Annotated in this window: 24 protein-coding genes; 3 read left to right on the top strand and 21 right to left on the bottom strand. The window is 70.4% G+C overall.

The features are described 5' to 3' along the window. Positions 1-138: 138 nt before the first annotated feature. From AB0937_RS03395 to AB0937_RS03350, 10 genes are all read right to left on the bottom strand, one after another. Positions 139-1,626, bottom strand: coding sequence for a VCBS repeat-containing protein (locus AB0937_RS03395; RefSeq protein WP_366709240.1), 1,488 nt, complete (start codon positions 1,624-1,626; stop codon positions 139-141). A gap of 132 nt (positions 1,627-1,758) precedes the next feature. Continuing rightward, positions 1,759-3,195 carry a GTPase ObgE gene (gene obgE, locus AB0937_RS03390; protein WP_366709239.1) on the bottom strand — a complete coding sequence of 479 codons (1,437 nt, stop codon included), beginning with the start codon at positions 3,193-3,195 and terminating at the stop codon, positions 1,759-1,761. A 125-nt stretch (positions 3,196-3,320) separates the two neighbouring features. Beyond that, on the bottom strand, positions 3,321-3,575 hold the full coding sequence (rpmA, locus tag AB0937_RS03385) for a 50S ribosomal protein L27 (RefSeq protein ID WP_031107501.1): 255 nt from the start codon (positions 3,573-3,575) through the stop codon (positions 3,321-3,323). A gap of 14 nt (positions 3,576-3,589) precedes the next feature. Beyond that, entirely contained in the window at positions 3,590-3,910 is a 321-nt protein-coding gene (gene rplU / locus AB0937_RS03380; RefSeq protein WP_004931419.1) for a 50S ribosomal protein L21, read from the bottom strand. A gap of 230 nt (positions 3,911-4,140) precedes the next feature. Continuing rightward, the gene (locus AB0937_RS03375) at positions 4,141-8,307 is read right to left on the bottom strand and encodes an Rne/Rng family ribonuclease (protein ID WP_366709238.1); all 4,167 of its coding nucleotides are present in this window, start codon (positions 8,305-8,307) and stop codon (positions 4,141-4,143) included. Positions 8,308-8,568: 261 nt separating this feature from the next. Continuing rightward, entirely contained in the window at positions 8,569-9,351 is a 783-nt protein-coding gene (locus tag AB0937_RS03370; protein ID WP_366709237.1) for a TIGR03936 family radical SAM-associated protein, read from the bottom strand. Between the two features lie 48 nt (positions 9,352-9,399). Next, positions 9,400-10,689, bottom strand: coding sequence for a hypothetical protein (locus AB0937_RS03365; RefSeq protein WP_366709236.1), 1,290 nt, complete (start codon positions 10,687-10,689; stop codon positions 9,400-9,402). 99 nt (positions 10,690-10,788) lie between these two features. Continuing rightward, entirely contained in the window at positions 10,789-11,256 is a 468-nt protein-coding gene (locus AB0937_RS03360; protein WP_366709235.1) for a GNAT family N-acetyltransferase, read from the bottom strand. Beyond that, a complete protein-coding gene (locus AB0937_RS03355) occupies positions 11,256-11,486 on the bottom strand; it encodes a helix-turn-helix transcriptional regulator (RefSeq protein WP_366709234.1) in 231 nt (76 codons plus the stop codon). Before AB0937_RS03355 ends, AB0937_RS03360 begins: the two co-directional genes overlap by 1 nt. Beyond that, the gene (locus AB0937_RS03350; protein ID WP_366709233.1) at positions 11,486-11,983 is read right to left on the bottom strand and encodes a DUF2975 domain-containing protein; all 498 of its coding nucleotides are present in this window, start codon (positions 11,981-11,983) and stop codon (positions 11,486-11,488) included. The genes AB0937_RS03355 and AB0937_RS03350 overlap by 1 nt, the downstream gene beginning before the upstream one ends. A 194-nt stretch (positions 11,984-12,177) precedes the next feature. On the opposite strand from AB0937_RS03350, the gene AB0937_RS03345 reads away from it, so the two are divergent. After that, entirely contained in the window at positions 12,178-12,867 is a 690-nt protein-coding gene (locus AB0937_RS03345) for a GAF and ANTAR domain-containing protein (protein WP_366709232.1), read from the top strand. Between the two features lie 434 nt (positions 12,868-13,301). Continuing rightward, complete coding sequence (locus AB0937_RS03340) at positions 13,302-14,159, top strand: helix-turn-helix transcriptional regulator (protein WP_366709231.1); 858 nt, start codon at positions 13,302-13,304, stop codon at positions 14,157-14,159. Here the strand turns inward: AB0937_RS03340 and AB0937_RS03335 are convergent. Next, positions 14,144-14,413 (bottom strand): DUF397 domain-containing protein, encoded by a 270-nt coding sequence (locus AB0937_RS03335; protein WP_366709230.1) that lies wholly within the window; start codon positions 14,411-14,413, stop codon positions 14,144-14,146. The two genes, AB0937_RS03340 and AB0937_RS03335, sit on opposite strands and share 16 nt — an antisense overlap. Positions 14,414-14,733: 320 nt before the next feature. On the opposite strand from AB0937_RS03335, the gene AB0937_RS03330 reads away from it, so the two are divergent. After that, positions 14,734-14,946 (top strand): hypothetical protein, encoded by a 213-nt coding sequence (locus tag AB0937_RS03330; protein ID WP_366709229.1) that lies wholly within the window; start codon positions 14,734-14,736, stop codon positions 14,944-14,946. Positions 14,947-15,212: 266 nt separating this feature from the next. Here the strand turns inward: AB0937_RS03330 and AB0937_RS03325 are convergent, their stop codons facing one another. The 10 genes from AB0937_RS03325 to AB0937_RS03280 form a co-directional block, all read right to left on the bottom strand. Continuing rightward, positions 15,213-17,177: a TIGR03960 family B12-binding radical SAM protein gene (locus AB0937_RS03325; protein WP_366709228.1), complete on the bottom strand. Its 1,965-nt coding sequence runs from the start codon at positions 17,175-17,177 to the stop codon at positions 15,213-15,215. A gap of 87 nt (positions 17,178-17,264) precedes the next feature. After that, a complete protein-coding gene (locus tag AB0937_RS03320) occupies positions 17,265-18,770 on the bottom strand; it encodes a CYTH and CHAD domain-containing protein (protein WP_366709227.1) in 1,506 nt (501 codons plus the stop codon). A 67-nt stretch (positions 18,771-18,837) separates the two neighbouring features. After that, positions 18,838-19,446 carry a hypothetical protein gene (locus AB0937_RS03315; RefSeq protein WP_366709226.1) on the bottom strand — a complete coding sequence of 203 codons (609 nt, stop codon included), beginning with the start codon at positions 19,444-19,446 and terminating at the stop codon, positions 18,838-18,840. 22 nt (positions 19,447-19,468) lie between these two features. After that, entirely contained in the window at positions 19,469-20,671 is a 1,203-nt protein-coding gene (gene rodA, locus AB0937_RS03310) for a rod shape-determining protein RodA (RefSeq protein WP_366709225.1), read from the bottom strand. Then, positions 20,668-22,911: a penicillin-binding protein 2 gene (gene mrdA / locus AB0937_RS03305; RefSeq protein WP_366709224.1), complete on the bottom strand. Its 2,244-nt coding sequence runs from the start codon at positions 22,909-22,911 to the stop codon at positions 20,668-20,670. The genes rodA and mrdA overlap by 4 nt, the downstream gene beginning before the upstream one ends. A gap of 148 nt (positions 22,912-23,059) precedes the next feature. Then, a complete protein-coding gene (gene mreD / locus AB0937_RS03300; protein WP_366709223.1) occupies positions 23,060-23,734 on the bottom strand; it encodes a rod shape-determining protein MreD in 675 nt (224 codons plus the stop codon). A 13-nt stretch (positions 23,735-23,747) separates the two neighbouring features. Beyond that, positions 23,748-24,695 carry a rod shape-determining protein MreC gene (gene mreC, locus AB0937_RS03295; RefSeq protein WP_366709222.1) on the bottom strand — a complete coding sequence of 316 codons (948 nt, stop codon included), beginning with the start codon at positions 24,693-24,695 and terminating at the stop codon, positions 23,748-23,750. Positions 24,696-24,838: 143 nt separating this feature from the next. Then, a complete protein-coding gene (locus tag AB0937_RS03290) occupies positions 24,839-25,858 on the bottom strand; it encodes a rod shape-determining protein (RefSeq protein ID WP_366709221.1) in 1,020 nt (339 codons plus the stop codon). Positions 25,859-26,133: 275 nt separating this feature from the next. After that, positions 26,134-26,547, bottom strand: coding sequence for a nucleoside-diphosphate kinase (ndk, locus tag AB0937_RS03285; protein ID WP_030836243.1), 414 nt, complete (start codon positions 26,545-26,547; stop codon positions 26,134-26,136). A gap of 65 nt (positions 26,548-26,612) precedes the next feature. Beyond that, positions 26,613-26,969: a DUF4233 domain-containing protein gene (locus AB0937_RS03280; protein WP_366709220.1), complete on the bottom strand. Its 357-nt coding sequence runs from the start codon at positions 26,967-26,969 to the stop codon at positions 26,613-26,615. Position 26,970: the final 1 nt, after the last annotated feature.

Below are 26,970 nucleotides of genomic sequence, written 5' to 3'. Positions count from 1 at the left end.
CGTACATGACAACTAAGCAGACAAAAAGAGACTCGCCGCCAGCATCGGAACAAGCCGTTGCCGGGGCGAGTCTGACAGGTGTTCAGCGGGCGGCCCGGGAGCCGGGCCGTACATCTGGGGCGGGCGGGGGTCCTGCGTTCAGCGGGTGAACCCCGCGCCGAGGGAGGAACCGTTCTTCACGGTGCCGAGGGTGCCCGCGCCGAAGCTGACCGAGCCGGTCGCGGTGGGGGTGTTGACGGGGTTGGGGAACGCCCAGACGCCGCCGTCCCGGTTCTCGCCGGTGGCTCCGGCGAACAGCTCGGCCCGGCCGTCGCCGTTGACGTCCAGCAGCTTGGTGTCGGCGCCGAAGAAGTCGTTCCGCTCCGCCTCGCCCGGGACGTTCCTGGTGTTCTGGCTCATGCTGTAGGAGCCGTCACCGGTCAGCCCTGACGTGCCGCCCCGCAGCACGGTCAGCCGGCCGGCCGCGTACACCTCTCCGAGGTCCTCGCTCGCGCTGCCGGTGGAGACGTCCGCGTAGCCGTCGGCGTTGACGTCACCGACGGAGATGCCCCCGCCGAAACTGTCGGACCACTCCGAGCTTCCGGGCACACCCGGGGTCTCCTGCGTGATGATCGTCGTACGGGAGGTGTCGGGTCCGTTCGCCGAGCCGTGCACCACGCCGATCTGGCCGCCCTTCAGCAGCGGGTCGTCGAGATCGACCTCGCCGTAGCCGTCGTTCGGGCGGCCGATGACGAGGTCGGCGTAGCCGTCCTTGTCCACGTCGCCGACACCGAGGCTCTCACCGCCCCGCATGCGTGTGCCGTCGGGGTCGTTCACCGGGGCGGGGGCGCTCAGGCCCTCACGGGTGCCCCGCAGGAAGACCGCGCGGCGGTGCTTGTAGTCGGGGTCGTGCATGTCGTCGTCGCTGCGGTCGTGGATGAGCGCGACCAGGTCCGTGATGCCGTCGTGGTCGACGTCCCCGGCCGCCACGTCGTCCGTGAAGTACGCGGGCTCGATGGCCAGGGTCTGGCTCTTCGCGGCGCCCGTGGTGCGGTCGAACGGCCCGTACAGCAGGCGGTTTCCGGTGGCGAGATCCAGCCGGCCGTCGCCGTTGAAGTCGCCGAGCGCCGGGGTCTCCGCGTCGACCCGGTCCTCCTCGGTGCCGGTGGCGACGGCCGTACCGCCGGACAGGCCCTGCTTGCCGCCCCACAGCACGGCGAGCGTGCCGGCCCACAGGACCTCTCCGACGTCCTCGCCCGGGGCGCCGACGACCAGGTCCGCGTAACCGTCGCCGTCCAGGTCGCCCGCGGAGAGATCGCTGCCGTAGTCGTCGTCGGTCTCCGCAGCGCCGGGTACGCCCGGGGTGTTCTGGCTGATGACCTGCTTGTGCGCGAGGTCGAGGCCCTTGGCCGAGCCGTACACGACGGCCACGTACCCGGCCCGGGCCTTCCCGTCGACCGTGCCGCGCGGCGCGGCGACCGCCAGGTCCTGATAGCCGTCGCCGTTGAAGTCGTCCCGGAGCCTGTCCGCGACGGACGGAGCGGCGGGGGCGGCGTGCACGGCCACCGGGGTGGTCACGGCCGCGACCACGGCGACGGCCACCGCGACCGCTCGGCCGACCCTGCGCTTGCTCATGGACTGTGGCACGTCAACTCCGTTGCATCGCTGGGCAGTCACGGCGCCGTGAGAAACAAGATCCTCACCAGCGCCACCCCGTACGACTCACCCGGGAGCGACTTGGTTGCACCAAAGTCCGTTGCGGATTTGCTCTTTGTAAACTCAGAACGGCTCGAAGTCGTCGTACTCCTGCTCCGCATCGTCCCGCTCGGCCTGCCGGTCCCTGCGGCGCTGCGCGGCCGGCCGCGCACCCTCGAACCGGTGGTCCTCACCGCGCCGGCCGAGCATCTCGGCCCCGGCCGTCACGGACGGCTCCCAGTCGAAGACGACCGCGTTCTCCTCGGGACCGATGGCGACGCCGTCGCCACCCCGGGCACCGGCCTTCATCAGCTCCTGCTCGACACCGAGCCGGTTGAGCCGGTCCGCGAGGTAGCCGACGGCCTCGTCGTTGTTGAAGTCGGTCTGGCGCACCCAGCGTTCGGGCTTCTCGCCGCGCACCCGGAACAGGCCGTCGGCCTCGCGCGTCACGGTGAAGCCGGTGTCGTCCACGGCCTTGGGCCGGATCACGATCCGGGTCGCCTCTTCCTTCGGCTTCGCGGCCCGCGACTGCGCCACGAGCTCGGCGAGCGCGAAGGACAGCTCCTTCAGGCCCATGTGCGCCACGGCCGAGACCTCGAACACGCGGTAGCCGCGCGCCTCCAGGTCGGGTCGCACCATCTCGGCCAGATCCTTGCCGTCCGGCACGTCGATCTTGTTCAGGACGACGATGCGCGGCCGGTTGTCCAGCCCGCCGTACTGCCGCAGTTCCTCCTCGATGATGTCGAGGTCGGAGACCGGGTCACGCTCGGACTCCAGCGTCGCGGTGTCGAGGACGTGCACGAGCACACTGCACCGCTCCACGTGCCGCAGGAACTCCAGGCCCAGCCCCTTGCCCTGGCTGGCGCCGGGGATCAGCCCGGGCACGTCGGCGATCGTGTAGACCGTCGAACCGGCCGTGACGACACCGAGGTTGGGCACGAGGGTGGTGAAGGGGTAGTCGGCGATCTTCGGCTTGGCGGCGCTCAGCACCGAGATCAGGGACGACTTGCCGGCGCTCGGGTAGCCGACGAGCGCCACGTCGGCGACGGTCTTGAGCTCCAGGACGATGTCCCGCAGGTCACCCGGCTCGCCGAGGAGCGCGAACCCGGGCGCCTTGCGCCGCGCGGACGCCAGCGCCGCGTTGCCCAGCCCGCCCCGGCCGCCCTGCGCGGCGACGTACGACGTGCCGTGCCCGACCAGGTCGGCGAGGACGTTGCCCGCCTTGTCCAGCACCACCGTGCCGTCCGGCACCGGCAGGACCAGGTCCTGGCCGTCCTTGCCGAAGCGGTTGCCGCCCTCGCCGGGCTTGCCGTTGGTGGCCTTGCGGTGCGGGGAGTGGTGGTAGTCGAGCAGCGTGGTGACCGACTGGTCGACGGTGAGGATCACATCCCCGCCGCGCCCGCCGTTGCCGCCGTCCGGCCCGCCCAGCGGCTTGAACTTCTCACGGTGGACGGAGGCACAGCCGTGGCCTCCGCTACCCGCGGCGACGTGCAGCTCGACGCGGTCCACGAAGGTGGTCATGGTGTGTGCCTCCAGGTGCGTACGTATGTGTACGAGGTTCTACGGGGGTTGTTCTCTGCGTAACACGCGAAAGGCGGACCCGCTTCCCGTGAGGGAAGTGAGGTCCGCCTCGCGAAAGTGTCCGATCAGGCGACCGGAACGATGTTCACGACCTTGCGGCCACGGTGGGTGCCGAACTGCACCGAACCGGCCTCGAGGGCGAACAGCGTGTCGTCGCCGCCACGGCCGACACCGGAGCCCGGGTGGAAGTGGGTGCCACGCTGACGGACCAGGATCTCACCCGCGTTGACGACCTGACCGCCGAAGCGCTTCACGCCGAGCCGCTGGGCGTTGGAGTCGCGACCGTTCCGGGTGGACGATGCGCCCTTCTTGTGTGCCATTTCTCCTCAGTCCCTTACTTCGCAGCCGCGGGGATCTCAGTGACCTTGATCGCCGTGTACTGCTGGCGGTGGCCCTGGCGACGGCGGTAACCCGTCTTGTTCTTGTAGCGCAGAATGTCGATCTTCTGGCCCTTGTGGTGGTCCACGACCTCGGCCTGGACCTTGATGCCGGCCAGCACCCACGGGTCGCTGGTCACGGCGTCGCCGTCGACAACGAGCAGGGTCGAGAGCTCGACCGTGTCGCCAACCTTGGCAGTGGAAATCTTGTCAACCTCAACGATGTCGCCGACAGCAACCTTGTGCTGGCGACCACCGCTGCGCACGATGGCGTACACGCGGAACTCACTCTCTCGCTCGGGAAACGGCACCCCCGCAGGCCAGCCGCCCGACTCAGCGAACAGCCTCTCCTGGGCGCCCGGCGCCCGGAGGATGAAGGTTTACGGGGATGTGACGCATCAGTCGACACGCCGACGGTCAAGGTTACGGGGCCGCGGCCGAAAGGGTCAAACCGAGTCGGACACGCCGCCTGTGCGACCGGTCACGCCGGTCGCACAGGCAGTGGATCTCAGCCCTCGTCGGCGGAGGCCGAGACGGAGGACCCGGAGGACGCCGTCTGCTCCGCCGCCACGGTCTTCTTCGACGCGGTCTTCTTGGCGGCGGTCTTGGTGGTCTTCGCCGCCTTCTTGGCCGTCGTCTTCTTGGCCGCGGTCTTCTTGGCCGCCGTCTTCTTGGTGGCGGCCTTCTTCGCCGTGGCCTTCTTGGCCGTCTTGCGGGCCGTCTTCTTGGCGGGGGCCGACTCCTCGGCGGCCTCCTCCGTGACGGCACCGTCGGACGCGGGCACCTCCGCGGCCTCCTCGGACGCGGCCGACGGGACGACCACGACGGCCGTCTCCTCGGACGCCGTGGACGCCGTCGGCTTGCGCACGGCACGACGCCGCGGACGGGCCGGGGCGGCGCTCTCGGCGGGCGCCTCGGCGACCGGCTCGGCCGGTGCCTCGGAGGCCTCGGCCTCGGGCGCCGCGGGCGCGGTCTCGGCGACCGTCACCACGGCCGCCTCGGCGCCCGCCGGGGAACCGGCCGGAGCGGAGACCTTGCGGGTGGCCCGGCGCCGGGTACGGCCCTTGGGCGCGGCCTCCTCCGCCGGAGCCGCCGGGGCGGCGGGCGCGGCCTCGACCACCGGGTCCTCCACGGCCATCGGCTCGGCCTGTGCCTCGGCGGCCGGCTCCGGCTGCACGGGGCGGGCGGCCTCCTGCTCGGCGGTCACGTCCTGAGCCGTCGGCGCCTCGGCCACGGCCTGCGCGGCCCTGCCCCTGCCCCGCCGGGTCGTGTCCCTGCTCTCCTCGGCCTTCGGCTCGGCCACCTCCCCGCGCGGGGAGCCCGCCGGGGCCGACGCCCGCCGGCTCGCCCGGCGACGCGAGCGCCCGCGGCCGGCCGCGGCCTCCGCCTCGGCGGCGCTGCTGTACAGCTCCTCGTCGGGCTCGAAGGCCGGCGCGGGCAGCGCGACCGGCTCGGCGACCTCGGCGACGACCTCCGCCTCGGCCTCCGCCTCCTGCTCGGCGGTGTCGACGGCGGCCTCGTGCACGTGCGGCTGCTCGGCGGCGCCGGCACGGGCGCGCTTCTTGCGCTTGCCACCGCCCCCGGGAGCCGTCGGCTGCTCCATGTGCACGATGACACCGCGGCCGTTGCAGTGGACGCAGGTCTCGGAGAAGGACTCCAGCAGCCCCTGCCCGACCCGCTTGCGGGTCATCTGCACGAGCCCCAGCGAGGTCACCTCGGCGACCTGGTGCTTCGTACGGTCCCGGCCCAGGCACTCCAGCAGGCGCCGCAGCACCAGGTCCCGGTTGGACTCCAGCACCATGTCGATGAAGTCGATGACGATGATGCCGCCGAGGTCGCGCAGCCGCAGCTGGCGGACGATCTCCTCGGCCGCCTCCAGGTTGTTCCTGGTGACGGTCTCCTCGAGGTTGCCGCCCTGGCCGGTGAATTTGCCGGTGTTGACGTCGACGACGACCATCGCCTCGGTCCGGTCGATGACCAGCGAACCGCCGCTGGGCAGCCAGACCTTGCGGTCGAGGGCCTTGGCGAGCTGCTCGTCGATCCGGTACGTGGCGAAGACGTCGACCTCGGAGGTCCACTTCGACAGCCGCTCGGCGAGGTCCGGCGCGACGTGCGAGACGTAGCCGTGGATGGTCGACCAGGCCTCGTCACCGCTGACGACGACCTTGGAGAAGTCCTCGTTGAAGATGTCGCGCACGACCCGGACGGTCATGTCCGGCTCGCCGTAGAGCAGCGTCGGGGCGTTGCCGCTCTTGGCCTTCTTCTGGATGTCCTCCCACTGCTGCTGCAGCCGCTCGACGTCCCGGCGCAGCTCGTCCTCGCTCGCGCCCTCGGCGGCGGTGCGCACGATGACGCCCGCGTCCTCGGGGACGATCTTCTTGAGGATGGTCTTCAGCCGGGCCCGCTCGGTGTCGGGCAGCTTGCGGCTGATGCCGGTCATGGAGCCCTCGGGCACGTACACGAGGTAGCGGCCCGGGAGGGAGACCTGGCTGGTCAGGCGGGCGCCCTTGTGACCGATCGGGTCCTTCGTCACCTGGACGAGCACCGACTGGCCGGACTTCAGGGCGGACTCGATACGGCGCGGCCCGTGGGCCATGCCGAGCGCCTCGAAGTTGACCTCACCGGCGTACAGGACGGCGTTGCGGCCCTTGCCGATGTCGATGAAGGCGGCCTCCATCGACGGCAGCACGTTCTGCACCTTGCCGAGGTAGACGTTGCCGACGTACGAGGTCGCCTGCTCCTTGTTGACGTAGTGCTCGACGAGCACGTCGTCCTCGAGGACGCCGATCTGCGTGCGGTCGCCGTGCTGGCGGACGACCATCACGCGCTCGACGGCCTCGCGGCGGGCCAGGAACTCGGCCTCGGTGATGATCGGGACGCGGCGGCGGCCCTGCTCGCGGCCTTCGCGGCGGCGCTGCTTCTTGGCCTCCAGACGGGTCGAGCCCTTGATGGACTGCACCTCGTCGGACGGTTCCGTCTTGGGGCGGGGCTCGCGGACCTTGACGACCGTGCGCTCCGGGTCGTCGTCGGAGGGCTCGGAGTCGGTGCCGGAGTCCCCGGCGCGGCGGCGACGCCGACGGCGGCGGCGGCTGCTGCTGCTGCTGGAGCCGCTCCCGCCGGACTCGTCACGGTCGGTGGCCTCCTCGGAGTCCTCGTCGTCCTCCTCGGCGCCGTCCTCGCCGTCCTGCGCGGCGCTCGGCTCGGACTCGGCGTCCGACTCGTCGCCGCCCTCACCGTCGGAGTCGGCGGACTCGCCACGCCGGCGACGGCGACCGCCCCGGCGACGGCGGCGGCGCGAGCCGGTGCCCTCGGACTCGTCCTGCTCGTCGCCGTCGGCCTGCTCCTCGGCGGACTCGTCGGTCTCCTCCGCCTCGTCGGCGGCGGTGTCCTCGGCGGTCCCGGGGGCCTGGGCCTCCGGCTCGTCGGCGGCACCCCGGCGCCGGCGACGGCGACGCGAGCCTCCGCTCTGCTCCTCGCCCTGGGCCTCGGCCGGTGCGGGCTCCTGCTTCTGTTCGGGCTCCGCCACCTCGGCCGCCTCCGCGGCGGCAGCGGCAGCAGCCCGCTCCGGCGTCTGGAACTGGGGCTCGGTGAAGACGGGCGCCTGGAACAGCGCGACGGCGGGCCGCCGCGGACGCGAGGGCGCCTCGCTCTCACTGTCGGCCTCGTCCGCGGACACCCGGGCGGCGGCCTTCGAGGCCTTCCCGCCCCGGGTGGGCTGGGCGGGCTCGGCGAAGCCGCCGGCGGCCCGGCGCACGACACGGCGACGGCGACGCGGGCCGGCCTCTTCGGCCTCACCGGCGGACACCTCGGAGGCGACGGCCTCGGACGCACGGGCGGGCTCGGTGGCAGCGGCCTCGGCGGCGGGGGTCTCGGAGGCGGCGGCCTCGGACGCGCGGTCGGGCTCGGCGGCGGGAGTCTCGGTCACGGGTGCCTTCGCCTCCTCGGCGGTCACCTCCGCGGTCTCCGCGGCGGAGGGCGCCCCGGCAGGCGCGGACGCACGTCGCGAGGCACGCCGGCGGGTCCGGCGCGGAGCAGCCTCTTCAACGGTCTCTTCAGCGGCCTCGGCGCTGTCGGCCACGACCGCCGGCTCCTCGGTGTCGGCCACGGCCGGTGCCGCGACCGTCTCGGCCGCCTCGGCCGGAGCGGCGGCGGGCGAGGTCACGGTGCGGGTGGCGCGGCGGCGGGAGCGCTTGGGGGCGGCGTCCTCGGTCACTCCGGAGGACGCGGTGGGAGCGGCGGTCTCGGCCGGCTCGGTCGCCTCGGAGTCGGAGTCCGGGCTGGCGGCGGTCACCGGGACCACCGTCTCGGCGGCCTCCGCGGCGGCGGGAGCACCGGCAGGTGCGGAGGCGCGGCGCACGGCGCGACGGCGCTTGCGCCCGGCGGGCGCGGCGTCCTCGGCGCTCTCACCGGCCACGGGCGCTGCGGCGGCCTCGGGGGCCTGGGCGGCCTCGGCTGCTGCTTCCTCGGCCTCGCCGGACTCGACGTCCGCCGCGAGTTCCTCGGCATCGGCGGCCGGTATGGCCGGCGCGACGGTCTCCGCCGGCGTGTCGGAGGAGGCACCGGTGGGCGGGCCCGCCGGGCGGGACGCGGCACGGCGCCGCCGACGGGGCGGCAGGGTGTCGCTGGGGGTGGTGTTCTGTTCGGAACCCTCTGTGGGTTCGGTCGGCTCGAGCATGCGGGCTTGTCTCCCGTCAGGCTCCCGGGCGCCGCGCCTGGTCCGGCGAATGCCGGTGACGTCCGCGGCGCGCGCTGTGCGCGTTCGCCGCCGTCCGGGGCGCGGGCGCCGCACGGGAGCTCTCTGTGTCCTGTCTCGCCGGTTCCGTACGCCGAATGCGCACGGCCTGGCGAAAGTCTTCTGGTCGGTGCGCTGCCCGACCCAGGTGGCTCCCGAGTCCGAGGGCGGCGCTACGACGTCCGTCCCTACGCGGGACCTTCCTTACGCCGGCGCCGTCGCGGTGGCAGTCGGTTCGGCCGTTGGGTGGGCCTCGGCTGCCTCGCGGTCGGGCGCGAGCGGGTCGGTCACCGTGCCGGTCTCTTCATCGAACAGCCCCTGCGCCAGCCTGGTCACCGCTGCGGGGACCGGCGGCGCCAGGTCGGCCACGGCGCGGAGACCGGACAGGACGTCGTCGGGTCGTACGGCAGGCGTCACGTGCCGAACAACCAGCCGCAGTATCGCACAGGGCTGGTCGGTCGGCCTATCAGCCTGCGAACTGTGCGTTTCCGTGAGGTCGCGGACCTCCAGGCTCGCCACGGCGGCGCGGGCGTCGAACGTACGGACGCCGTTCTTGGCGAGGCGCTGGACCTCGACCGTCTCGGCCGCGTTGAAGGCGTCCGCCGCTCGGCGGGCCTCCTCCACCGGCACCCCGTCCAGCCGGAGCTCCCAGACGGAAGCCGTCAGCCGGTCGGCGAGCCCGGAGGTGCGGGCCTCGACCGCGTCGGTGATGTCGAGCCCGGTGGGCAGCGACTCGTCGAGAAGGGCCCTGAGCTGCTCCGGGTCGCTGGGCGCGGTGAGCGCGATCTCCAGGTATTCCGCCTCACTGCCCGTGCCGGTGGGTGCGGCATTGGCGTACGACACCTTCGGGTGCGGTGTGAAGCCCGCCGAGTAGGCCATCGGCACCTCGGCACGGCGCAACGCACGCTCGAAGGCGCGCTGGAAGTCACGGTGGCTGGTGAACCGGAGGCGGCCGCGCTTGGTGTAACGCAGTCGGATGCGCTGCACCGCGGGTGCGGGCGGCGGGCCTTCGGGCTGTCGCTTGCCCAGTGTCGTTCAGTCCTTCGTGAGAGCGGTCGTACTGCTACCAAGAGTACGTGCCCCGCGTCCTGATGGTTCCCGGCGGTCGACGGGCTGCGGCCGGCGCGGCTCGCCGAAGAGCATCCGGCGGAAGTCGGCGCGGGCCTGCCGTACGGACTCCCGGGCGGCGGCCAGCGCCTGCCGGGTGGCCCGCCCCACGCTGCGGGCGGCCTCGGCGGCCGGCCGCAGGACGGCGTCCCGCACGGCGTGCCCGACGGGCGTCAGCACGGCGCGGTACACCCACCGCACCGGCTCGACGAAGATCCACCGCAAGAGGGTGCCGAGGAACCGCCCGACGGCGAGCGAGATGTGCCCGGCGATGCGCCAGGCGTGCCCGAGGGCGTCCCACACCTCCCGGCCGATGACGGCGAGGACGCGTCCGGCCGGCGCGAGGATCCAGCGCCAGAGGGCGAGTGCGGGCAGGACGAGCAGGATCCGGGCGATCCAGTAGAGGGCCGTCCCGATGCCGGTGAGGATCGTGCGCACCAGCCGCACGAGCCCCCTGCCGCACCAGGCGACCGCGCGGCCGACGGGCGCGAGCACCCACGTGTACAGCCAGACGGACGGTACGGCGACGAGGTACTTCACCAGCAGGGCGACGACGGTCCAGACACCGATGCCGAGCGCGGCGAGCCCGGCGCCGAGTCCCTTCATGACCCACCGCACCGCGTGCCCGACGGGCGTGAGCAGCTGCGCGTACACCCAGCCGAGCCCGGCACCCAGGCCCCCGGCGATCCAGCCGGCCGCGGCCCCGATCCCCCGGGCGGCCCATGCGAGCGCGTGCCCCACCGGGGTGAGGACCGAGCGGTACAGCCAGACCAGGGGGACCACCACGAGGACGTTCCCGAGCAGGCCGAGGGCCTTGCCCACCGGCACGACGACGTAGCGCCACAGCCCCACGAACGGCCAGAGGAACACGGCCCGCGCGAGCCACAGCAGCGCCCGGCCGAGCGGCCGGAGCAGCGTGTCGTTCAGGAACCGCCCGGCCACGACGAGCGCGTCCCACAGCATCCGCACGGGGACGACCAGGACGAGCGCGATGATCCGCACGGGGATGCGGATGGCGACGGTGAGGCACCCCTCGGGCGCCTGCGGCTCGCGCCGCACGGACGGGACGTCCGCCCGCCCGGGCAGGTCCGCAGACTGCTGGAGCGGCCCATCCGGCCGCTGGGACGGATCGTCCGCCCGCTGGGACGGATCGTCCGGCCGCTGGGGCAGGTCGGCCGGCGCCTCGGAACCCTCGCGGGGTCGCTTCTCCAGATCCATACCGTCGTAGACGCCCTCAGAGTCCCGTCCGGATCCAGCACCGCACAGCCCCGCCCCGTTCTCCCGCGATTCCTCCACTCGGCCGCAAGATCATACGGCTCACCCGCGGGCGACCTGCGCCTGCAGCAGCCGGGGCGACTCCTCGAAGCCGCTGCGCGCGTACGCGGGGACGGCTCGCGGACTGGAGTGCACGGTCACGCGCTCCAGCCCCAGCTCACGGGCTCCGTCCAGGACGGCCCGGATGAGCCGCCCGCCCAGTCCGCCGTCGCGGGCCTCGGGTACGACGTAGACGCACTGCAGATCACCGGAGGCCCGTCGCGGGGCCCGGGGCGTGGGCACCCGCTGCACCACGGCGAGCCAGGCCATTCCGATGACCCGGTCGTCCCGGACGAGCACCGTGCAGCGGTGAGTTCCGGCGTTCTCCTGCGCCCAGGCGACGAAGTGCCGTACGAATGCGCCGGGTTCGCCGAGGTCCTGCGAGCCGTTCTCGACGAGCCACTCCCACCGGAGGGCGGCCACGGCCGCGAGTTCCGCGGGCCGGGCCGGGCGGATGCTGGTGTTCTCCATCAGCGCATTGTCGGCTCCGTCGCGTTTTCCGTCTCCCAGCGCAGAAGATCCCCCGGCTGGCACTCCAGCACCTCGCACAGCGCGGCGAGGGTGGAGAAGCGGACCGCCTTGGCGCGGCCGTTCTTGAGGACGGCCAGATTGGCGGGGGTGATGCCGACGCGCTCCGCCAACTCGCCCACGGACATCTTGCGTTTGGCCAGCATCACGTCGATGTCGACGGCGATCGGCATCAGATGACCTCTTCCAGCTCTGCCTGCATCTGGGCCGCCTCCATGTCACGTGCGACGGCCTGCGCGAGCAGCATCCGCAGCACCAGCACGACCAGAGCGACGCCCAGCACGGCCACCACCACCCCGCACAGCAGGAGGACCACCCCGGGAGCGACGGCCTCGCCCGGCGCGAGCACGACGGCGAGTGTGAAGACCAGCAGGGCGGCCGCCACGAACGCGCCGATCACGATGTGCACGTAGCGGAAGGCGGCGGTGGAGAACACCGTGCCGCGACGCACCATCGTCACCAGCCGCCACACGCAGACCACGACGACCTGAGCCGTCACGATACCCAGGACCGTGATCACGAGGATCGGGGTGCGCAGATACGCGTACTCGGACCTGAGCCCGTTCATGTCGACCGCGAGCAGCGGCACCATCACCGCCTGCACGAACAACGATCCGGCGAGCAGCACCACGAGCACCCCACGCAACGCCGCCACGGCCAGCTTCCCCATCGTCACTCCTTCGATCGAACCACGATGGAAATCTATCGAGATTCGATAGACCGCGCAAGAGACGGCCTACGCGAGCGAGGTCACGGTGTGCGCCCTGCCGGTGTGTACGGCCGGTGACACCGTGGCAAGAGACAGGCATGCCCGGCACTCCGAGCCCTCGGAGCCTTCGGGGCCCTCGGACGAGGAGGACGACAGTGGACTGGCGCGTGTTCGCACGGCAGATGGCATCCATGGCGCGCGACCTGCTCGCCCAGGACACGGTCGGCGGCACCCTGCAGCACATCACCAGCGCGGCCACGCAGCGCGTGGCCGGGTGCGACGCGGCAGGCATCCTCCTCCTGCACGGCAAGCGCGTGGAAACGCTGGCACCCACCGACGACATGGTGATCGAGAGCGACCGGCTCCAGGAGCGCCTCACGGAGGGACCCTGCTTCGACGCGGCCCGGACCAGCGTCGGGGATCGCGTGTTCCGGGTCGCCGACTTCACCGCCGAGCAGGACCGCTGGCCCGCCTACGCCGCGCGCGCCCGCGACCTGGGCGTGGGCAGCATGATGGGCTTCCTGCTGTACACCGAGGAGGAGGATCTGGGCGCGCTCAACCTCTACTCGCACCGGCCGGGGCCCTTCACCGACGACAGCGAGACGGCCGGCTGGCTGCTGGCCTCGCACGCCGCGGTCGCCTTCTCCAGCGCCCGCAGCCACGCCCAGATGGAGCAGGCACTGGCCACCCGGCACACCATCGGTGAGGCCATGGGCATCCTCATGGGCAGCCACCGCCTCACCGAGGACCAGGCCTTCGACGTGCTGCGCCGCTACTCCCAGGAGAAGAACATCAAGCTCCGTGAGGTCGCCCGGCGGGTCTGCGACGAGGGCCGCCTGACCTGACGGCTCCCCCAGCACACATTCTGAACTGGGGGAACCTGGCCGGGCCGGCCCCCCGGGGGAGCGTCGCCCACACGGCCTGCTCTGCGGGTCCCCGTAGGGCGGCACTCTATGCGAGCGCCGTGGCCAGTGTTGCTCCATTTCCCCGATGAGCCGCGGGAACGGCGAGGGCAATTCCTGGGGACTGCCACCACAGAAGTCACTGAAACTCACTCGCGCGAGTGAATGCATCGATTATGCGTCCGCATTGAACGCATCAACGTTCCATTCTTTCTCACTCATCCCGTGCACACCTTCAGAATGGACCGTGCCGACGCGGAGCCGTGAGGCATAGTGACACCTAGCAAAAATCCGCGTAGCCTTGCGACGCTGGTCGTCCTGAATACGGTCGGAGTGCCTGGCGGCGGTACGACCTGTGGCACCAGAAGGAGCTTTTCATGCCCGATGCCGACCCGATGTTCTACCGACACCTCCTGAGTTCTCAGCTTCAGGAGGCGCGCAAAAAGGCGGGGTATTCGCAGCCCGATGTTGCGCGAGAGACTGGATGGTCCCTGTCGAAAGTCATGCGGCTGGAGTCGGGCAGGGTGAAGATCTCCATGACCGACCTCAAAGCCCTGATCAACTTTTATGAAATGGACCCGGACGACAAGGCCAAATTGCTTCGCGCCGGGGAGGAAGCACGTCGGCAGCCCTGGTGGCACGAGTACCGGTCCCTGCTGTCGGAGGGATTTCAGTCCTACCTCGGTTACGAGGCGTCCGCGTCCGTGATCCGCAACTTCGAGGCGCTGTTCGTCCCCGGCCTGCTGCAGACCGAGGAGTACGCACGCGTCGCCCTTCAGCAGTCCGTGGTGCCGGAGAAGGAGGAACTGCTCGACCTCCGTCTGAAGCGCCAGGAACGCATGCTGGACGAATCGTCGAGCACCGAGCTGCGATTCCTGATCGACGAGGCCGCACTCCGACGCGTGGTGGGCAGCAGCGAGTTGATGGAGGCCCAGATCCAGCACCTGCGACAAGTCAGCACGCTGGAACACGTGAGCATCGGGGTGGTGCCTTTCAGCAGCGGACTGTATCCACTGCTGCGTTCACCGTACGTCATCTTCGAGTTCGCCAAAGCCGAGCAGGAGCGGGTGGTGTACCTCGAGAACCCCGACGGAAGCGTCATCCTCAACAACAAGGCGATCGTCGGCGTGCAACGGAGCGTCGAGAACTATCTCGAGGCTTTCTGGGAGATCGAGAACCGTTACGCCCAGCCCATCACCGAGTGGAGCGCGAATCTGCCTCAGCTCGCCGCATAGCGCCGGGACAGGGAATCCAGAAAGGAGGCCCACGCCGTGGAACCAACCGCAAGGCAGGGCCCCTCGGACACTTTCGAATCCCTGACCATGACAGGACGGCCCAGAAAGACTTCGACGCAGTTTTCCGGCCCACTGGCGGAACTCTTCCGCCACTCCGATGTCGGATCCGGAAAGGTCACGACTCCCCCAATCCCGCACTGCAGTACCGACGGCACAGTCAGGCCCCTGGCCGTCAGTATGACGGCAGGCGTCATGGCTGCCAAGGCCACCGAAAACCGATGATCTCGAAGCCGAGGAAGGGGACGGTCATGGAAAGCTGACCAGGCACATGGTGCTCCGCAATGCGGCAAGCGTCTTTTCGGCCAAGCAAGCGGAGCGTTTTTCACAGCGAGAAGGGGAGCGCTCGGTCAGCCGGCAAGCATCGTCCGAGTACTCCCCCACCGCGAAGCGCCCTCGTCCACTCGAATGAACCAGGAAGCCTCATGGCAGATAGTAACGCGAGTCGTGTCACCCGCCAGAGCCACGGCTGGGCATTCCCCACCGGCCCCATAGCGAGTCCGGGGGGAGGCACCTCATGACTCAGTTGCCGCCTCCTCCTGCCGGGGGGCTGTCGCAGCGAGCCCTGCTCATCATCATCGCCTTACTGCTCGGCCTCCTCACAGGCCTCGCAACGGGCGTGCTGGCCGTTCTGCTCCACGCGACGATCTTCGGCGCGGTGACCTGTGCGGGGGGCGCGTTCATCGCCGTCACGATGCTGCTGTTCAGGATCTGCGAACTCCTGCGCTGACCCCCGTCACCTGCTGTCGGCCGCCCCTCACGACGGACCGACAGCAGGACCGGACGCGGTACTGCTCATCCGCGGCGGAGCGTTACTCCACACCTCTGAATATCAAGTTGCCCAAGCGATCAGCACGAATCGTTCGGGCAGGTCAAAGCGCACACCAGCTGAGGACGTCATCGGGCGCCGGACACGCCTGAGCCCCCTCCGGGTCGAAGGGGGCTCAGTGGTCGCGGCTTCAGCGCGGTTCCGACAGGTTCAGAGCCTCACTCACCTCAGTGCGCGTGCCCGCCCGGAGCGGGTGCGGCGTTCTTCACCGTCAGGGGCAGCAGCTTCTTGCCCGTCGGGCCGATCTGGATGCTGGTGTCCATCTGCGGGCACACCCCGCAGTCGAAGCACGGCGTCCAGCGGCAGTCGTCGACCTCGGTCTCGTCGAGGGCGTCCTGCCAGTCCTCCCAGAGCCAGTCCTTGTCCAGGCCGGAGTCGAGGTGGTCCCAGGGGAGGACCTCCTCGTAGGTGCGCTCGCGGGTGGTGTACCAGTCGACGTCGACACCGAAGGGGGCCAGGGCCTTGTCGGCGCACTGCATCCAGAGGTCGTACGAGAAGTGCTCGCGCCAGCCGTCGAAGCGGCCGCCGTCGTCGTAGACCGCGCGGATGACCGCGCCGATGCGGCGGTCGCCGCGGGAGAGCAGGCCCTCGACGATGCCGGGCTTGCCGTCGTGGTAGCGGAAGCCGATCGAGCGGCCGTACTTCTTGTCGCCGCGGATCTTGTCCCGCAGCTTCTGCAGCCGCGCGTCCGTCTCCTCCGCGGAGAGCTGCGGTGCCCACTGGAACGGCGTGTGCGGCTTGGGAACGAAGCCGCCGATCGAGACCGTGCAGCGGATGTCGTTGGAGCGGGAGACCTCGCGGCCCTTGGCGATGACCTTCGTCGCCATGTCGGCGATCTGCAGGACGTCGTCGTCGGTCTCCGTCGGCAGGCCGCACATGAAGTACAGCTTCACCTGGCGCCAGCCGTTGCCGTACGCCGTCGCGACCGTGCGGATCAGGTCCTCTTCCGAGACCATCTTGTTGATGACCTTGCGGATGCGCTCCGAGCCGCCCTCGGGGGCGAAGGTGAGGCCGGAGCGGCGGCCGTTCCTGGTCAGCTCGTTCGCCAGGTCGATGTTGAAGGCGTCCACGCGGGTGGAGGGCAGCGACAGGCCGATCTTGTCGTCCTCGTACCGGTCGGCGAGGCCCTTGGCGATGTCGCCGATCTCCGTGTGGTCGGCGGAGGACAGCGACAGCAGGCCGACCTCCTCGAAGCCCGTCGCCTTCAGGCCCTTCTCCACCATGTCGCCGATGCCCGTGATGGAGCGCTCGCGCACCGGGCGCGTGATCATGCCGGCCTGGCAGAAGCGGCAGCCGCGGGTGCAGCCGCGGAAGATCTCCACCGACATGCGCTCGTGGACCGTCTCGGCCAGCGGGACCAGCGGCTGCTTGGGGTAGGGCCACTCGTCGAGGTCCATGACGGTGTGCTTGGAGACCCGCCACGGGACCCCGCTGCGCTTCGGCACGACACGGGCGATCCGGCCGTCCGGCAGGTACTCGACGTCGTAGAAGCCGGGCACGTACACCCCGCCGGTCTTCGCCAGGCGGAAGAGGAGCTCCTCGCGGCCGCCGGGGCGGCCCTCCGCCTTCCAGGCGCGGACGATCGCGGTGATCTCCAGAACCGCCTGCTCGCCGTCGCCGATCACCGCGCAGTCGATGAAGTCGGCGATCGGCTCGGGGTTGAACGCCGCGTGACCGCCGGCCAGGACGATCGGGTCGTCGACGGTCCGGTCCTTGGCCTCCAGCGGGATGCCGGCCAGGTCCAGGGCGGCCAGCATGTTCGTGTAGCCCAGCTCCGTGGAGAAGGACAGGCCGAACACGTCGAAGGCCTTCACGGGCCGGTGGCTGTCGACCGTGAACTGCGGGACGTGGTGCTCCCGCATGAGCTCCTCCAGGTCCGGCCACACGCTGTAGGTGCGCTCGGCGAGGACGCCCTGCTGCTCGTTGAGCACCTCGTAGAGGATCATGACGCCCTGGTTGGGCAGACCGACCTCGTAGGCGTCCGGGTACATGAGCGCCCAGCGGACGTCACAGGAGTCCCAGTCCTTGACCGTGGAGTTGAGCTCTCCGCCGACGTACTGGATCGGCTTCTGCACATGCGGGAGCAGAGCTTCGAGCTGCGGGAAGACCGACGCAGCGACTTCGGCAGGCATGTCGCGCACCTTCGTGAGCTGGACTGAACTGACAGGGGTGACCATCCAGACTAACGCGACCGCGGGGTGCCTCCGTACGCCGGAAGATCACAGGGCCGCCGCACCGTCCTTGATCCCGGCCCAGAACCCGGGCAGTTCGGCCTCCACGCGTACCGCCCGCTGCTCCTCCCGCTCGTGCAGGATGCCGTAGGTGAAGGCGCTCTCCCCCGCCGCGTGTGCGACCGCCGACAGCTCGCGCAGAGTGTGCCGGGCCATCACGCTGTCCTGGTGCTCACCGAGCCGGTTCTGCAGGGCCTTCATGGACTTGACCATGGTCTTGGCCGGCTTGCCGAGGACCGGTTCGGCCGCCTCCGCCGCGTAGCGGGTGCGCTTGGCCTTCTTGCGGGCCTCGTGCAGTGCGACGTCCCGGTCGGTGCCGGGTTCCAGCTCCGCCGCCCTTTCGACCAGCCTCGACACCTTGCGGAAGTCCTTCCGCACGGCCTTGGCGACCGGGTTGCGGGGTGCCTTGCCGGCCGCCTTCAGCAGGGGCGGGTCGGCGATCAGCGCGTCGAGGGTGTCGAGCAGGGTCAGGTAGCGGCGGGAGTCCAGGACACCGAGGAGGCGGCCGCGGGCCCCGCTGTGCTCGGCGCTCGACCAGGAGCGCAGGCGCTCCACGACCGGGCCGCGCACCAGGTCCGCGGGCACCTCGTCGACGGCCGACGTCAGCCGCTCGGTCAGCACCTCGCGGTCCCGGTCCCTTCCCAGCTCACCGGCGAGCCACTTCAGCTCGTCGGCGACCGGGTCGGTGACGGCCCGGTCGAGGATCGTGCCGAACGACTTGAAGGTGCTGCGCAGCCGGCGGGTGGCCACCCGCATGCTGTGCACGGAGTCCTCGGTGTCCCGGCGGACGGCGGGGTCGAGTGCGACGATCGCGTCCCGCTGGGTGCGCGCGTAGGCGAGCACGTGGTCTCCGGCGGTCACGGGTTTGCGGTCGCGGGTGGACCTGCGCCGCTTCCCCGGTGCGGTCTCCGCCAGGGCGCGGGCCAGCTTCGACGACGACGCCGACGGTCGTACGCCCGCTTTGCGCAGCCGCTTGTCGATCTTGTCGAGCAGGGCCGGGTCTCCCCCGTCGGCGAGTTCCACCTCGATCTCGGTCCACTGTGCCTCTCCGCCGCGCCCGGTGAGCCGCTCGGCGTGCACGGTGTCCACGCTCACCTCGGCGAGCAGCCGTCCGGCGGCGTCGAGCAGGTGGCGTACGTCGCGGTCGGAGCGCAGCCGGACCACGGGGAGCAATTCGCTGTCGCGGACGCGGGAGCGGACCAGCGCGGCGAGCTCCTCGGGGAGGGTGTCGGTGAGCGGGGCGCGGATCTCGTCGCGGACGCCCGGAGCGATGGGGAACTTGAGGTGCCAGCCCGCGTCGGAACCACCGGTGCGGCGGCGCAGGGTGACGGACGACGCGGCGAGGCGTTCGTCCGCGGTGTCGTGGTAGGTGGCGTCCAGGTGGGCGATGCCCTTGTCGACCACGGACGCGACCCCGGCGACGCCGGTCAGGTCGGGAAGCCCGCTCTCGTCGGATTCGTACTTGCGCTCGATCTCGCGTTTCGTCTCCGCCATGGATCAAATCTAGTGGCCTCGGGGCCGGGACAGCAGTGGTGCGCGTCCTCCGGGAGGAGTCTCACGCTCAGGTCGTCAGCAGGGCCCGCATCTCCTCGCCGTCCGGGAACGGCGCGTCCTTGAGGGTGCGGGAGACGAGGTGGACGTGGGCGTCCTCGAACTGGTGGTACGACAGCGGCTCCGGGCCCTGGCCGACGATCAGCACGTTGTGCTCCAGGCGCCAGCTGACGTACCGGGTGTCGTAGCGGGGCTGCCGGATGTCGTGGTCCGGCAGCCCCAGCCGCTCGGTGAAGCGCTGCACGACGGCGGCGAAGTGCGCGTCGAACTCCGGCCGCCAGGCGCCCTGCTCGCTGGTCCAGCCGGGCACGGGGCCCCAGCAGTCCTCGTCGAGCAGGCCGCCGTCGACCGAGTAGAGGTAGGCGAAGGGAAGGTGGAGCGAGCCGTCGCCGTCACAGGTGACGAAGTGCCCCTGGGGGCTGACGTGGGTGGCGTCCGGGACATCGGGGGTGTTCTCGTACGCCGGTCCGCTCACCGCCTGCGACCAGTCGGGCCAGCCGGTCTCCCGCATCCGCGCCCCGATGGCGTCGTCGTCGGTCAGGTCCAGCTCCGCCAGGGCGAGGAGCTGGCTCACCAGTTCCTCGGTCACCGGGCACCGGGCCACGTACTCCCCGGACATGTCCGCTCCCCCTCCCGGGACGCTAGGCCGACATCGGCCGCTGCACCCTGATCGACTGCAACAACCCCACCGCTATCCACACCGCGAACATCGACGATCCGCCGTACGACACGAACGGCAGCGGCAGGCCGGTGACCGGCATGATGCCGAGCGTCATGCCGACGTTCTCGAACGTCTGGAAGGCGAACCAGGCGACGATGCCCGCGGCCACGATCGTGCCGTACAGGTCCGTGGTCTCGCGGGCGATGCGGCAGGCCCGCCACAGGACGATGCCGAGGAGCACGATGATCAGGCCGCCGCCGAGGAAGCCCAGTTCCTCACCTGCCACGGTGAAGACGAAGTCCGTCTGCTGTTCGGGCACGAACTGGCCGGTGGTCTGCGAGCCGTGGAAGAGGCCGGAGCCGGTCAGCCCGCCCGAACCGATGGCGATGCGGGCCTGGTTGGTGTTGTAGCCGACGCCGGCCGGGTCGAGCTCGGGGTTGGCGAAGGCGGCGAACCGGTTGATCTGGTACTCGTCGAGGATCCCGATCTGCCAGACGGTGACCGCGCCCAGGGTGCCAGCGCCGAGCAGGCCGAACACCCACCGGTTGGACGCCCCGGAGGCCAGCAGCACGCCGAGCACGATGATGACCATCACCATGACCGACCCAAGGTCGGGCATCAGCATGACGATCAGCATGGGCACGGTGGCCAGGCCGAGTGCCTGCACGACCGTGCGGTGGTCGGGGTACTGGTTGTCGCCCGCGTCGACCCGGGCCGCCAGCAGCATCGCCATGCCGAGGATGATCGTGACCTTGACGAACTCCGAGGGCTGGAGCGAGAAGCCGCCGGGCAGCTTGATCCAGGAGTGGGCGCCGTTGATCGTGGAGCCGAGCGGGGTCAGCACCAGCAGGATCAGCAGCACCGAGAAGCCGTACAGGACCGGCACGGCCGTGCGCAGGGCGCGGTGGCCGAGCCAGATCGTGCCGGCCATCAGGGCCAGGCCGATGCCGGTGTTCAGCAGGTGCCGGATGAGGAAGTAGTACGGGTCGCCCTGATTGAGCTCGGTGCGGTTGCGGGTCGCCGAGTAGACGAGGAGCGTGCCGAGCAGCGACAGGGCCAGTGCCGACAGCAGGATCGGCCAGTCGAGCCGCCGTGCCACCGAGTCGCGGGCCAGCAGCCGTGTCCATCCGGTGCGCTCGGGTCCGTAGCCGGAGACCTGGAAGCTGTTCACTCCGCCGGTCATGCTGGCAACCTCCGGCTTCCCCGGCGGCGGCGCCTTCGGGTGTTGCGGTTCTCGGGGGACGGCGGGGCCGATGTGACCGGCTGGAGCGGGTCCGCCGGGGCGTTGGGGTCCTTCTTGTCCGCCTGGCGGTCCTTGGCCGGGTCCTTGGGGACCTTCGGGGAGGCGATGGTGCCGTCCGTCTTGATCTTCGGCAGGGTCTTCTGCGGCGTGGGCAGCAGTGCCTTCTTCGTGTCGATGTCGCCGTCCTCGGAGACGCCGTACAGCGCGTTGTAGATGTTGCGGACGGCCGGGCCCGAGGCGCCGGAGCCCGTACCACCCTGGGAGATCGTCATGACGATCGAGTAGTCCTTGGTGTACGTGGCGAACCAGGAGGTCGTCTGCTTGCCGTAGACCTCCGCCGTACCCGTCTTGGCGTGCATCGGGATCTTGTCCTGCGGCCAGCCGCCGAACCGCCAGGCGGCAGTACCGCGGGTGGCGACTCCCGCGAGGGCTTCGTCCACCTCGTCGCGCGTCTTCTGCGTCATCGGCAGCTTGCCGTGCGACTCGGGCTTGATCGGCGTGACGGTCCTGCCGTCGGCGCTGATGACCGCCTTGCCGACGGAGGGGTTGTAGAGGGTGCCGCCGTTGGAGATGGCCGCGTAGATGGTGGCCATCTGGATGGGCGTGACGAGGGTGTCGCCCTGGCCGATGGAGTAGTTGACGGAGTCACCGGCGCGCATGCGGTTGCCTTCGAGGCAGTTCTCGTAGGCGATCTTCTCGGCGTAGCTGCCGTTGCGCTTGCCGGTGCGGCACCAGGCGTCCTTGTTGGCCTTCCAGTAGTTCAGTTTCCACTGGCGGTCGGGGACGCGGCCGGTGACCTCGTTGGGCAGGTCGATGCCGGTTTCCTTGCCGAGGCCGAACTGGTGGGCGGTCTTGTAGAACCAGTCGCTGGCGTTCTTCTTCGGCTTGGTGCCGCCGTCGCGCTTCCACTCCTCGTGGGAGAGCCGGTAGAAGACCGTGTCGCAGGAGACCTCCAGGGCGCGGCCGAGGCTGATCGGGCCGTACCCCTTGGACTCGAAGTTCTTGAAGACCTGGCCGCCGATCGAGTACGAGCTGGAGCAGTCGTAGGGGCCGTTGAAGGAGTAGCCCGCGTTGACCGCGGCGGCGGTCGGGACGACCTTGAAGATCGAGCCGGGCGCCGACTGGCCCTGGATGGCGCGGTTGAGCAGCGGGTAGTTGGAGCTCTTGCCGGTGAGCCGCGCGTAGTCCTTGGCGGAGATGCCGCCCACCCAGGCGTTCGGGTCGTAGGTGGGATTCGAGGCCATGGCGACGACACGGCCGGTCTTGGCCTCCATGACGACCACGGCGCCGGAGTCGGCCTTGTAGTTGGTGCCCGTGTTGCGGTCGTGCTGCTTGCGGGCTTCCTTCATGGCCTCGTTCAGCTGGTACTCGGCGATTCGCTGGACCCGGGAGTCGATGCTGGTGACGAGGTTGTCGCCGGGGTGGGCCGGGTCGGCTTCGGCCTGGCCGATGACCCGGCCGAGGTTGTCGACCTCGTAGCGGGTGACGCCGGCTTTGCCGCGCAGCGCCTTGTCGTACTGGCGCTCCAGGCCGGAGCGGCCGACCTGGTCGGAGCGCAGATAAGGCGAGTTGGTGTTCTGCGCCTTCTTGATCTCCTCGTCGGTGACCGGCGAGAGGTAGCCGAGGACCTGGGCGGAGTTGGCCTTCCCGGGGCTCGGGTAGCGGCGCACGGCCTCCGGCTCGGCGGTGATGCCGGGGAAGTCCTCGGCGCGCTCGCGGATCTGCAGGGCCTGCTTGGCGGTGGCCTCGTCGGTGATCGGGATGGGCTGGTAGGGCGAGCCGTTCCAGCAGGGCTGGGGCGTCTTGGCGTCGCACAGCCGGACCTTCTCCTGGACCTCCTTGGGCGTCATGCCCAGGACTCCGGCGAGCTTGGTCAGGACTTCCTTGCCGTCGTCCTTCATCTTCAGCAGGTCCGTGCGGGACGCTGAGACGACCAGCCGGGTCTCGTTGTCCGCGAGGGCGACGCCGCGTGCGTCCAGGATGGAGCCGCGGACGGCCGGCTGGACGACCTGCTGGACGTGGTTGCCCGACGCCTCCTTGGCGTAGGCGGCGCCCTCACGGATCTGGAGGTACCAGAGCCGTCCGCCGAGGGTGAGCAGGAGGGAGAGGACGAGGACTTGGATGACGACGAGCCGGATCTGGACCCGCGAGTTCCTGCCGGTCTCGGGAATGTTGGTCACTGCGGCTGCCTCCCCCTCTCGGTGCGCGTACGGATGTGCGGGTGCGACGGTGTGTCCGGGCACGGATGTGCGAATACGAGTGATGAACGACGGGCCCACGGGCCGGCGTTCCTCCCGGACCGTCCCGTTCGGGTGAACTTCCCTGCGTTCACAGCCGCTTGACCCCCTTGATGCGCCCGGCGCGCGCCATCCGTGCCCGGGCGGCCTTCACGCGCAGCCCGTTGCGCTGGCTGCCGATCTTCAGGCCGGTGCCGCCGGAGAGCCAGCCGGAGGAGATGTCCGTGGCCTTGGCGGCGGCCGAGGTGGACTCGGCGAGCGGGTCGTTGTCGGCGCGCCGGGCCAGCGCCATGACCCCCGGCACGACGAACGGGGCGAGCAGCAGGTCGTACAGGGCGGCCGTGAACAGCAGGCTGCCGAGGCCCACGTGGCGGGCTGCGGTGTCGCCGACGAGGGCGCCGACCCCGGCGTACAGCAGGGTGGAGGCGACCGCGGCGGCGACCACCACGACCATGGGGCCGGTCGCGGACTTCAGCCGGCCCGTCTCGGGCTTCACCAGGCCCGCGAGGTAACCGACGACGCACAGCACGAGGGCGTAGCGCCCGGCCGCGTGGTCGGCGGGCGGGGCCAGGTCGGCGAGCAGACCCGCGCCGAATCCGACGAGGGCGCCGCCCACGTGCCCGTACACCAGCGCGAGGCCGAGGACGGTGAGCAGCAGCAGGTCGGGGACGGCGCCCGGCAGCTGGAGGCGGGCGAGGACGCTCACCTGGACCACCAGGGCGACGACGACCAGGGCGGAGGAGAGCAGGATCCGGTTGACGCGCATGGGGTGACAGCTCCTACTGCTCTTGCTGGTTCTGGCCGTCCACGGGTGCCTCGGGGGACGGCGTCACGGTCACCGTCACCGTCGGCCTGGGGGTCGGCTTGGGCTTGGGCGGGAGCACCGTGTCACGCGGGTTCTTCTTCGGGGCCTCGACGACGACACCGACGATGTCGAGCTTGGTGAAGCTGGCGTACGGCGTGACGTACAGGGTGCGGGTCAGGCCGCCGCCGGAGGGGTCCACGCGGGACACCACACCGACGGGCACACCGGGCACGAACGGCCGGTCGGCCTGCGAACCGAACGTGACCAGGCGGTCGCCCTTCTTCACCTCGGCCTTGCCGTTGAGGAGTTCCACGCGCAGCGGACGGTCGCCCTGCCCGGAGGCGAAGCCGAGCTCGTCGCCGGATTCCATGCGGGTGCCGACCGTGAAGTCGGGGTCGCTGGCCAGCAGCACGGTGGCGGTGTTGGGGCCGACGGTGGTGACGCGGCCGACGAGCCCGTCCCCGTTCAGGACGGTCATGTCGCGCTTGATGCCGTCGTTGGCGCCGACGTCGACGGTGATGGTCCAGGAGAAGCCCTGCGCCGCTCCGATGGCGATGACCTGCGCGCCCTTGATGCCGTACTGGCCCTGGCCGGCGATCTTCAGCATCTTGTCGAGCTGCTTGAGGCGGCTGCGGCTGCGGTCGTCGCTGCCGAGCCGCGCTTTCAGGGCCGCGTTCTCCTCTTCCAGCGCGGCGAGCCGGTCGTGGCGTTCCCCGGAGTCGCGGATGGCGGAGACCGCGTTGCCGACCGGGTCGACCGCGGCCGAGACGCCGCTCTCGATCGGGCCGAAAACCGTCGCCGCACCCTGCCGGGCGCCGTCGACGGGCGAGTCCTCCCCACCGCGGATGTCCACCGTGATCAACGCGAACGCGACGGCGATCAGCAGCACCAGGAGCAGCCGGCTCTCTCGTGTGTCCCTCACGTGCGGCGGCCGTGCCCTTCCTCATAGGAATTCGGGAAGCCCCAGGGAAACCCGAGGGGCTGCTTTTGGGAGCTTATGCCTCTATATCAACGATCCGCCGTACGAGAGGAGATCGTCCCGTACGGCGGAATCGAAGAGTTATGTCATCTGCGCGGCTGGGCGTCCAGCACCTGCTGGAGCGCCTCGAACTCCTCGACGCACTTTCCGGATCCGAGCGCCACGCTGTCCAGCGGGTCCTCGGCGATGTGGATCGGCATGCCGGTCTCCCGGCGCAGCCGCTCGTCGAGGCCGCGCAGCAGCGCTCCGCCGCCGGTCAGAACGATTCCTCGGTCCATGATGTCGCCGGACAGCTCCGGCGGACACTTGTCGAGGGTCGTCTTGACGGCGTCGACGATCGAATTGACCGGCTCCTCGATCGCCTTGCGGACTTCGGCTGCGGAGATGACCACGGTCTTCGGCAGCCCGGAGACGAGGTCCCGGCCGCGGATTTCGGTGTGCTCGTCGGAGTCGAGGTCGTACGCCGAACCAATCGTGATCTTGATCTGCTCGGCCGTGCGCTCACCCAGCAGGAGGGAGTACTCCTTCTTGATGTGCTGGATGATCGCGTTGTCCAGTTCATCGCCGGCGACCCGGATGGACTGGGCGGTGACGATGCCGCCGAGGGAGATGACCGCGACCTCCGTGGTGCCGCCGCCGATGTCGACCACCATGTTGCCCGTGGCCTCGTGGACCGGCAGGCCGGAACCGATGGCCGCGGCCATGGGCTCCTCGATGATGTGCACCTGACGGGCGCCGGCCTGGGACGACGCCTCGATGACGGCGCGGCGCTCGACGCCCGTGATGCCCGAAGGCACACAGACGACGACCCGCGGACGAGCCAGATAACGCCGCTTGTGGATCTTCAGGATGAAGTAGCGGAGCATCCGCTCGGTGATCTCGAAGTCGGCGATCACGCCGTCCTTCAGCGGCCGCACGGCAACGATGTTGCCGGGGGTCCGCCCGATCATCTTCTTCGCTTCGGCACCGACCGCGAGGATGCCACCGGTGTTGGTGTTGATCGCGACGACGGACGGCTCGTTGAGTACGATCCCGCGACCCCTGACGTACACCAGCGTGTTGGCGGTCCCGAGGTCGACAGCCATGTCACGGCCGATGAACGACATTGAGTTCCCCATCAGGATTCGTCTGGCCTTCCCAGGAGCTTTTGAGGGCTTATCAGGTAGGCAAAGGTGGGTGCTGTGACGTGAAGGCTTCCATCGTAGACGCGCCTTCGCGAACACTGCGGGAGGGTCTCCGCCATTGTCAGCAGATGCCGACCGCATTCGCTTCTGGAGACGGGCGTTCGGGGCCCATCGTTCCCTCGATCGCCACGCATATGCCGCAAAGTCCGGGGGACTCGCCCCCAGACTCTGCCGTATGTGCTGGTGAGGTGCGGACGCTACGCCCGGCCGGGGAAGAAAATCTTCACCTCGCGCTCGGCGGACTCCTCGGAGTCGGAGGCGTGGATCAGGTTCTCCCGGACGATCACGCCGTAGTCGCCGCGGATGGAACCGGGCGCCGCGGCGATCGGGTCGGTCGGGCCGGCGAGCGCGCGCACGCCCTCGATGACCCGCTCGCCCTCGACGATCAGCGCCACGACCGGGCCGGACGCCATGAAGTCCACCAGAGGCTCGTAGAAGGGCTTGCCCTTGTGCTCGCCGTAGTGCTGCTCCAGCGTGTCCTGGTCCAGGGTGCGCAGCTCCAGCGCGGTGATCGTCCAGCCCGCCTTGCGCTCGATGCGGCTGATGATCTCGCCGGTCAGGCCACGACGGACGGCGTCGGGCTTGAGGAGGACGAGGGTGCGCTGGCTCACGACGGGCTCCTTATGGGTGAAGGTCTTGCGGTGGGACGAGATTACCCGGCGTGTCGGGAGGGCTGTTACGCAGCGTCAGGCGTGGAGGAGCCCGCCTGGGCCGCGAATCTCGCCTTCGCCTCGTCGATCTTCCGCCCGTAGTGGACGGACGCCCACCACAGGGCCGCGAAGACCGCACCCAGGAAGTACATGGTCGGCACGATGAACCCCGACGCGATGAGCGCGATCTGCAGCGCCCAGCCGAGGGCGACCCCGCCCGGCCGCGTCACCAGGCCGCACAGCACCAGACACAGGAACATCGCGATGCCGCTGACCGTCCACACGGTCGCCATGGACAGGTCGGGGTCCTTCATGGCGACCAGACCGGCGAACCCGATGACGAAGAACTCGCCGATCAGCGTCGAAGAACAGAGCGTGCGCACG

Origin of the sequence: Streptomyces sp. NPDC047880 (genome assembly GCF_040706515.1) — a bacterium.
Classification (GTDB): domain Bacteria; phylum Actinomycetota; class Actinomycetes; order Streptomycetales; family Streptomycetaceae; genus Streptomyces.
This window is presented reverse-complemented; position numbering and strand designations above follow the sequence as displayed.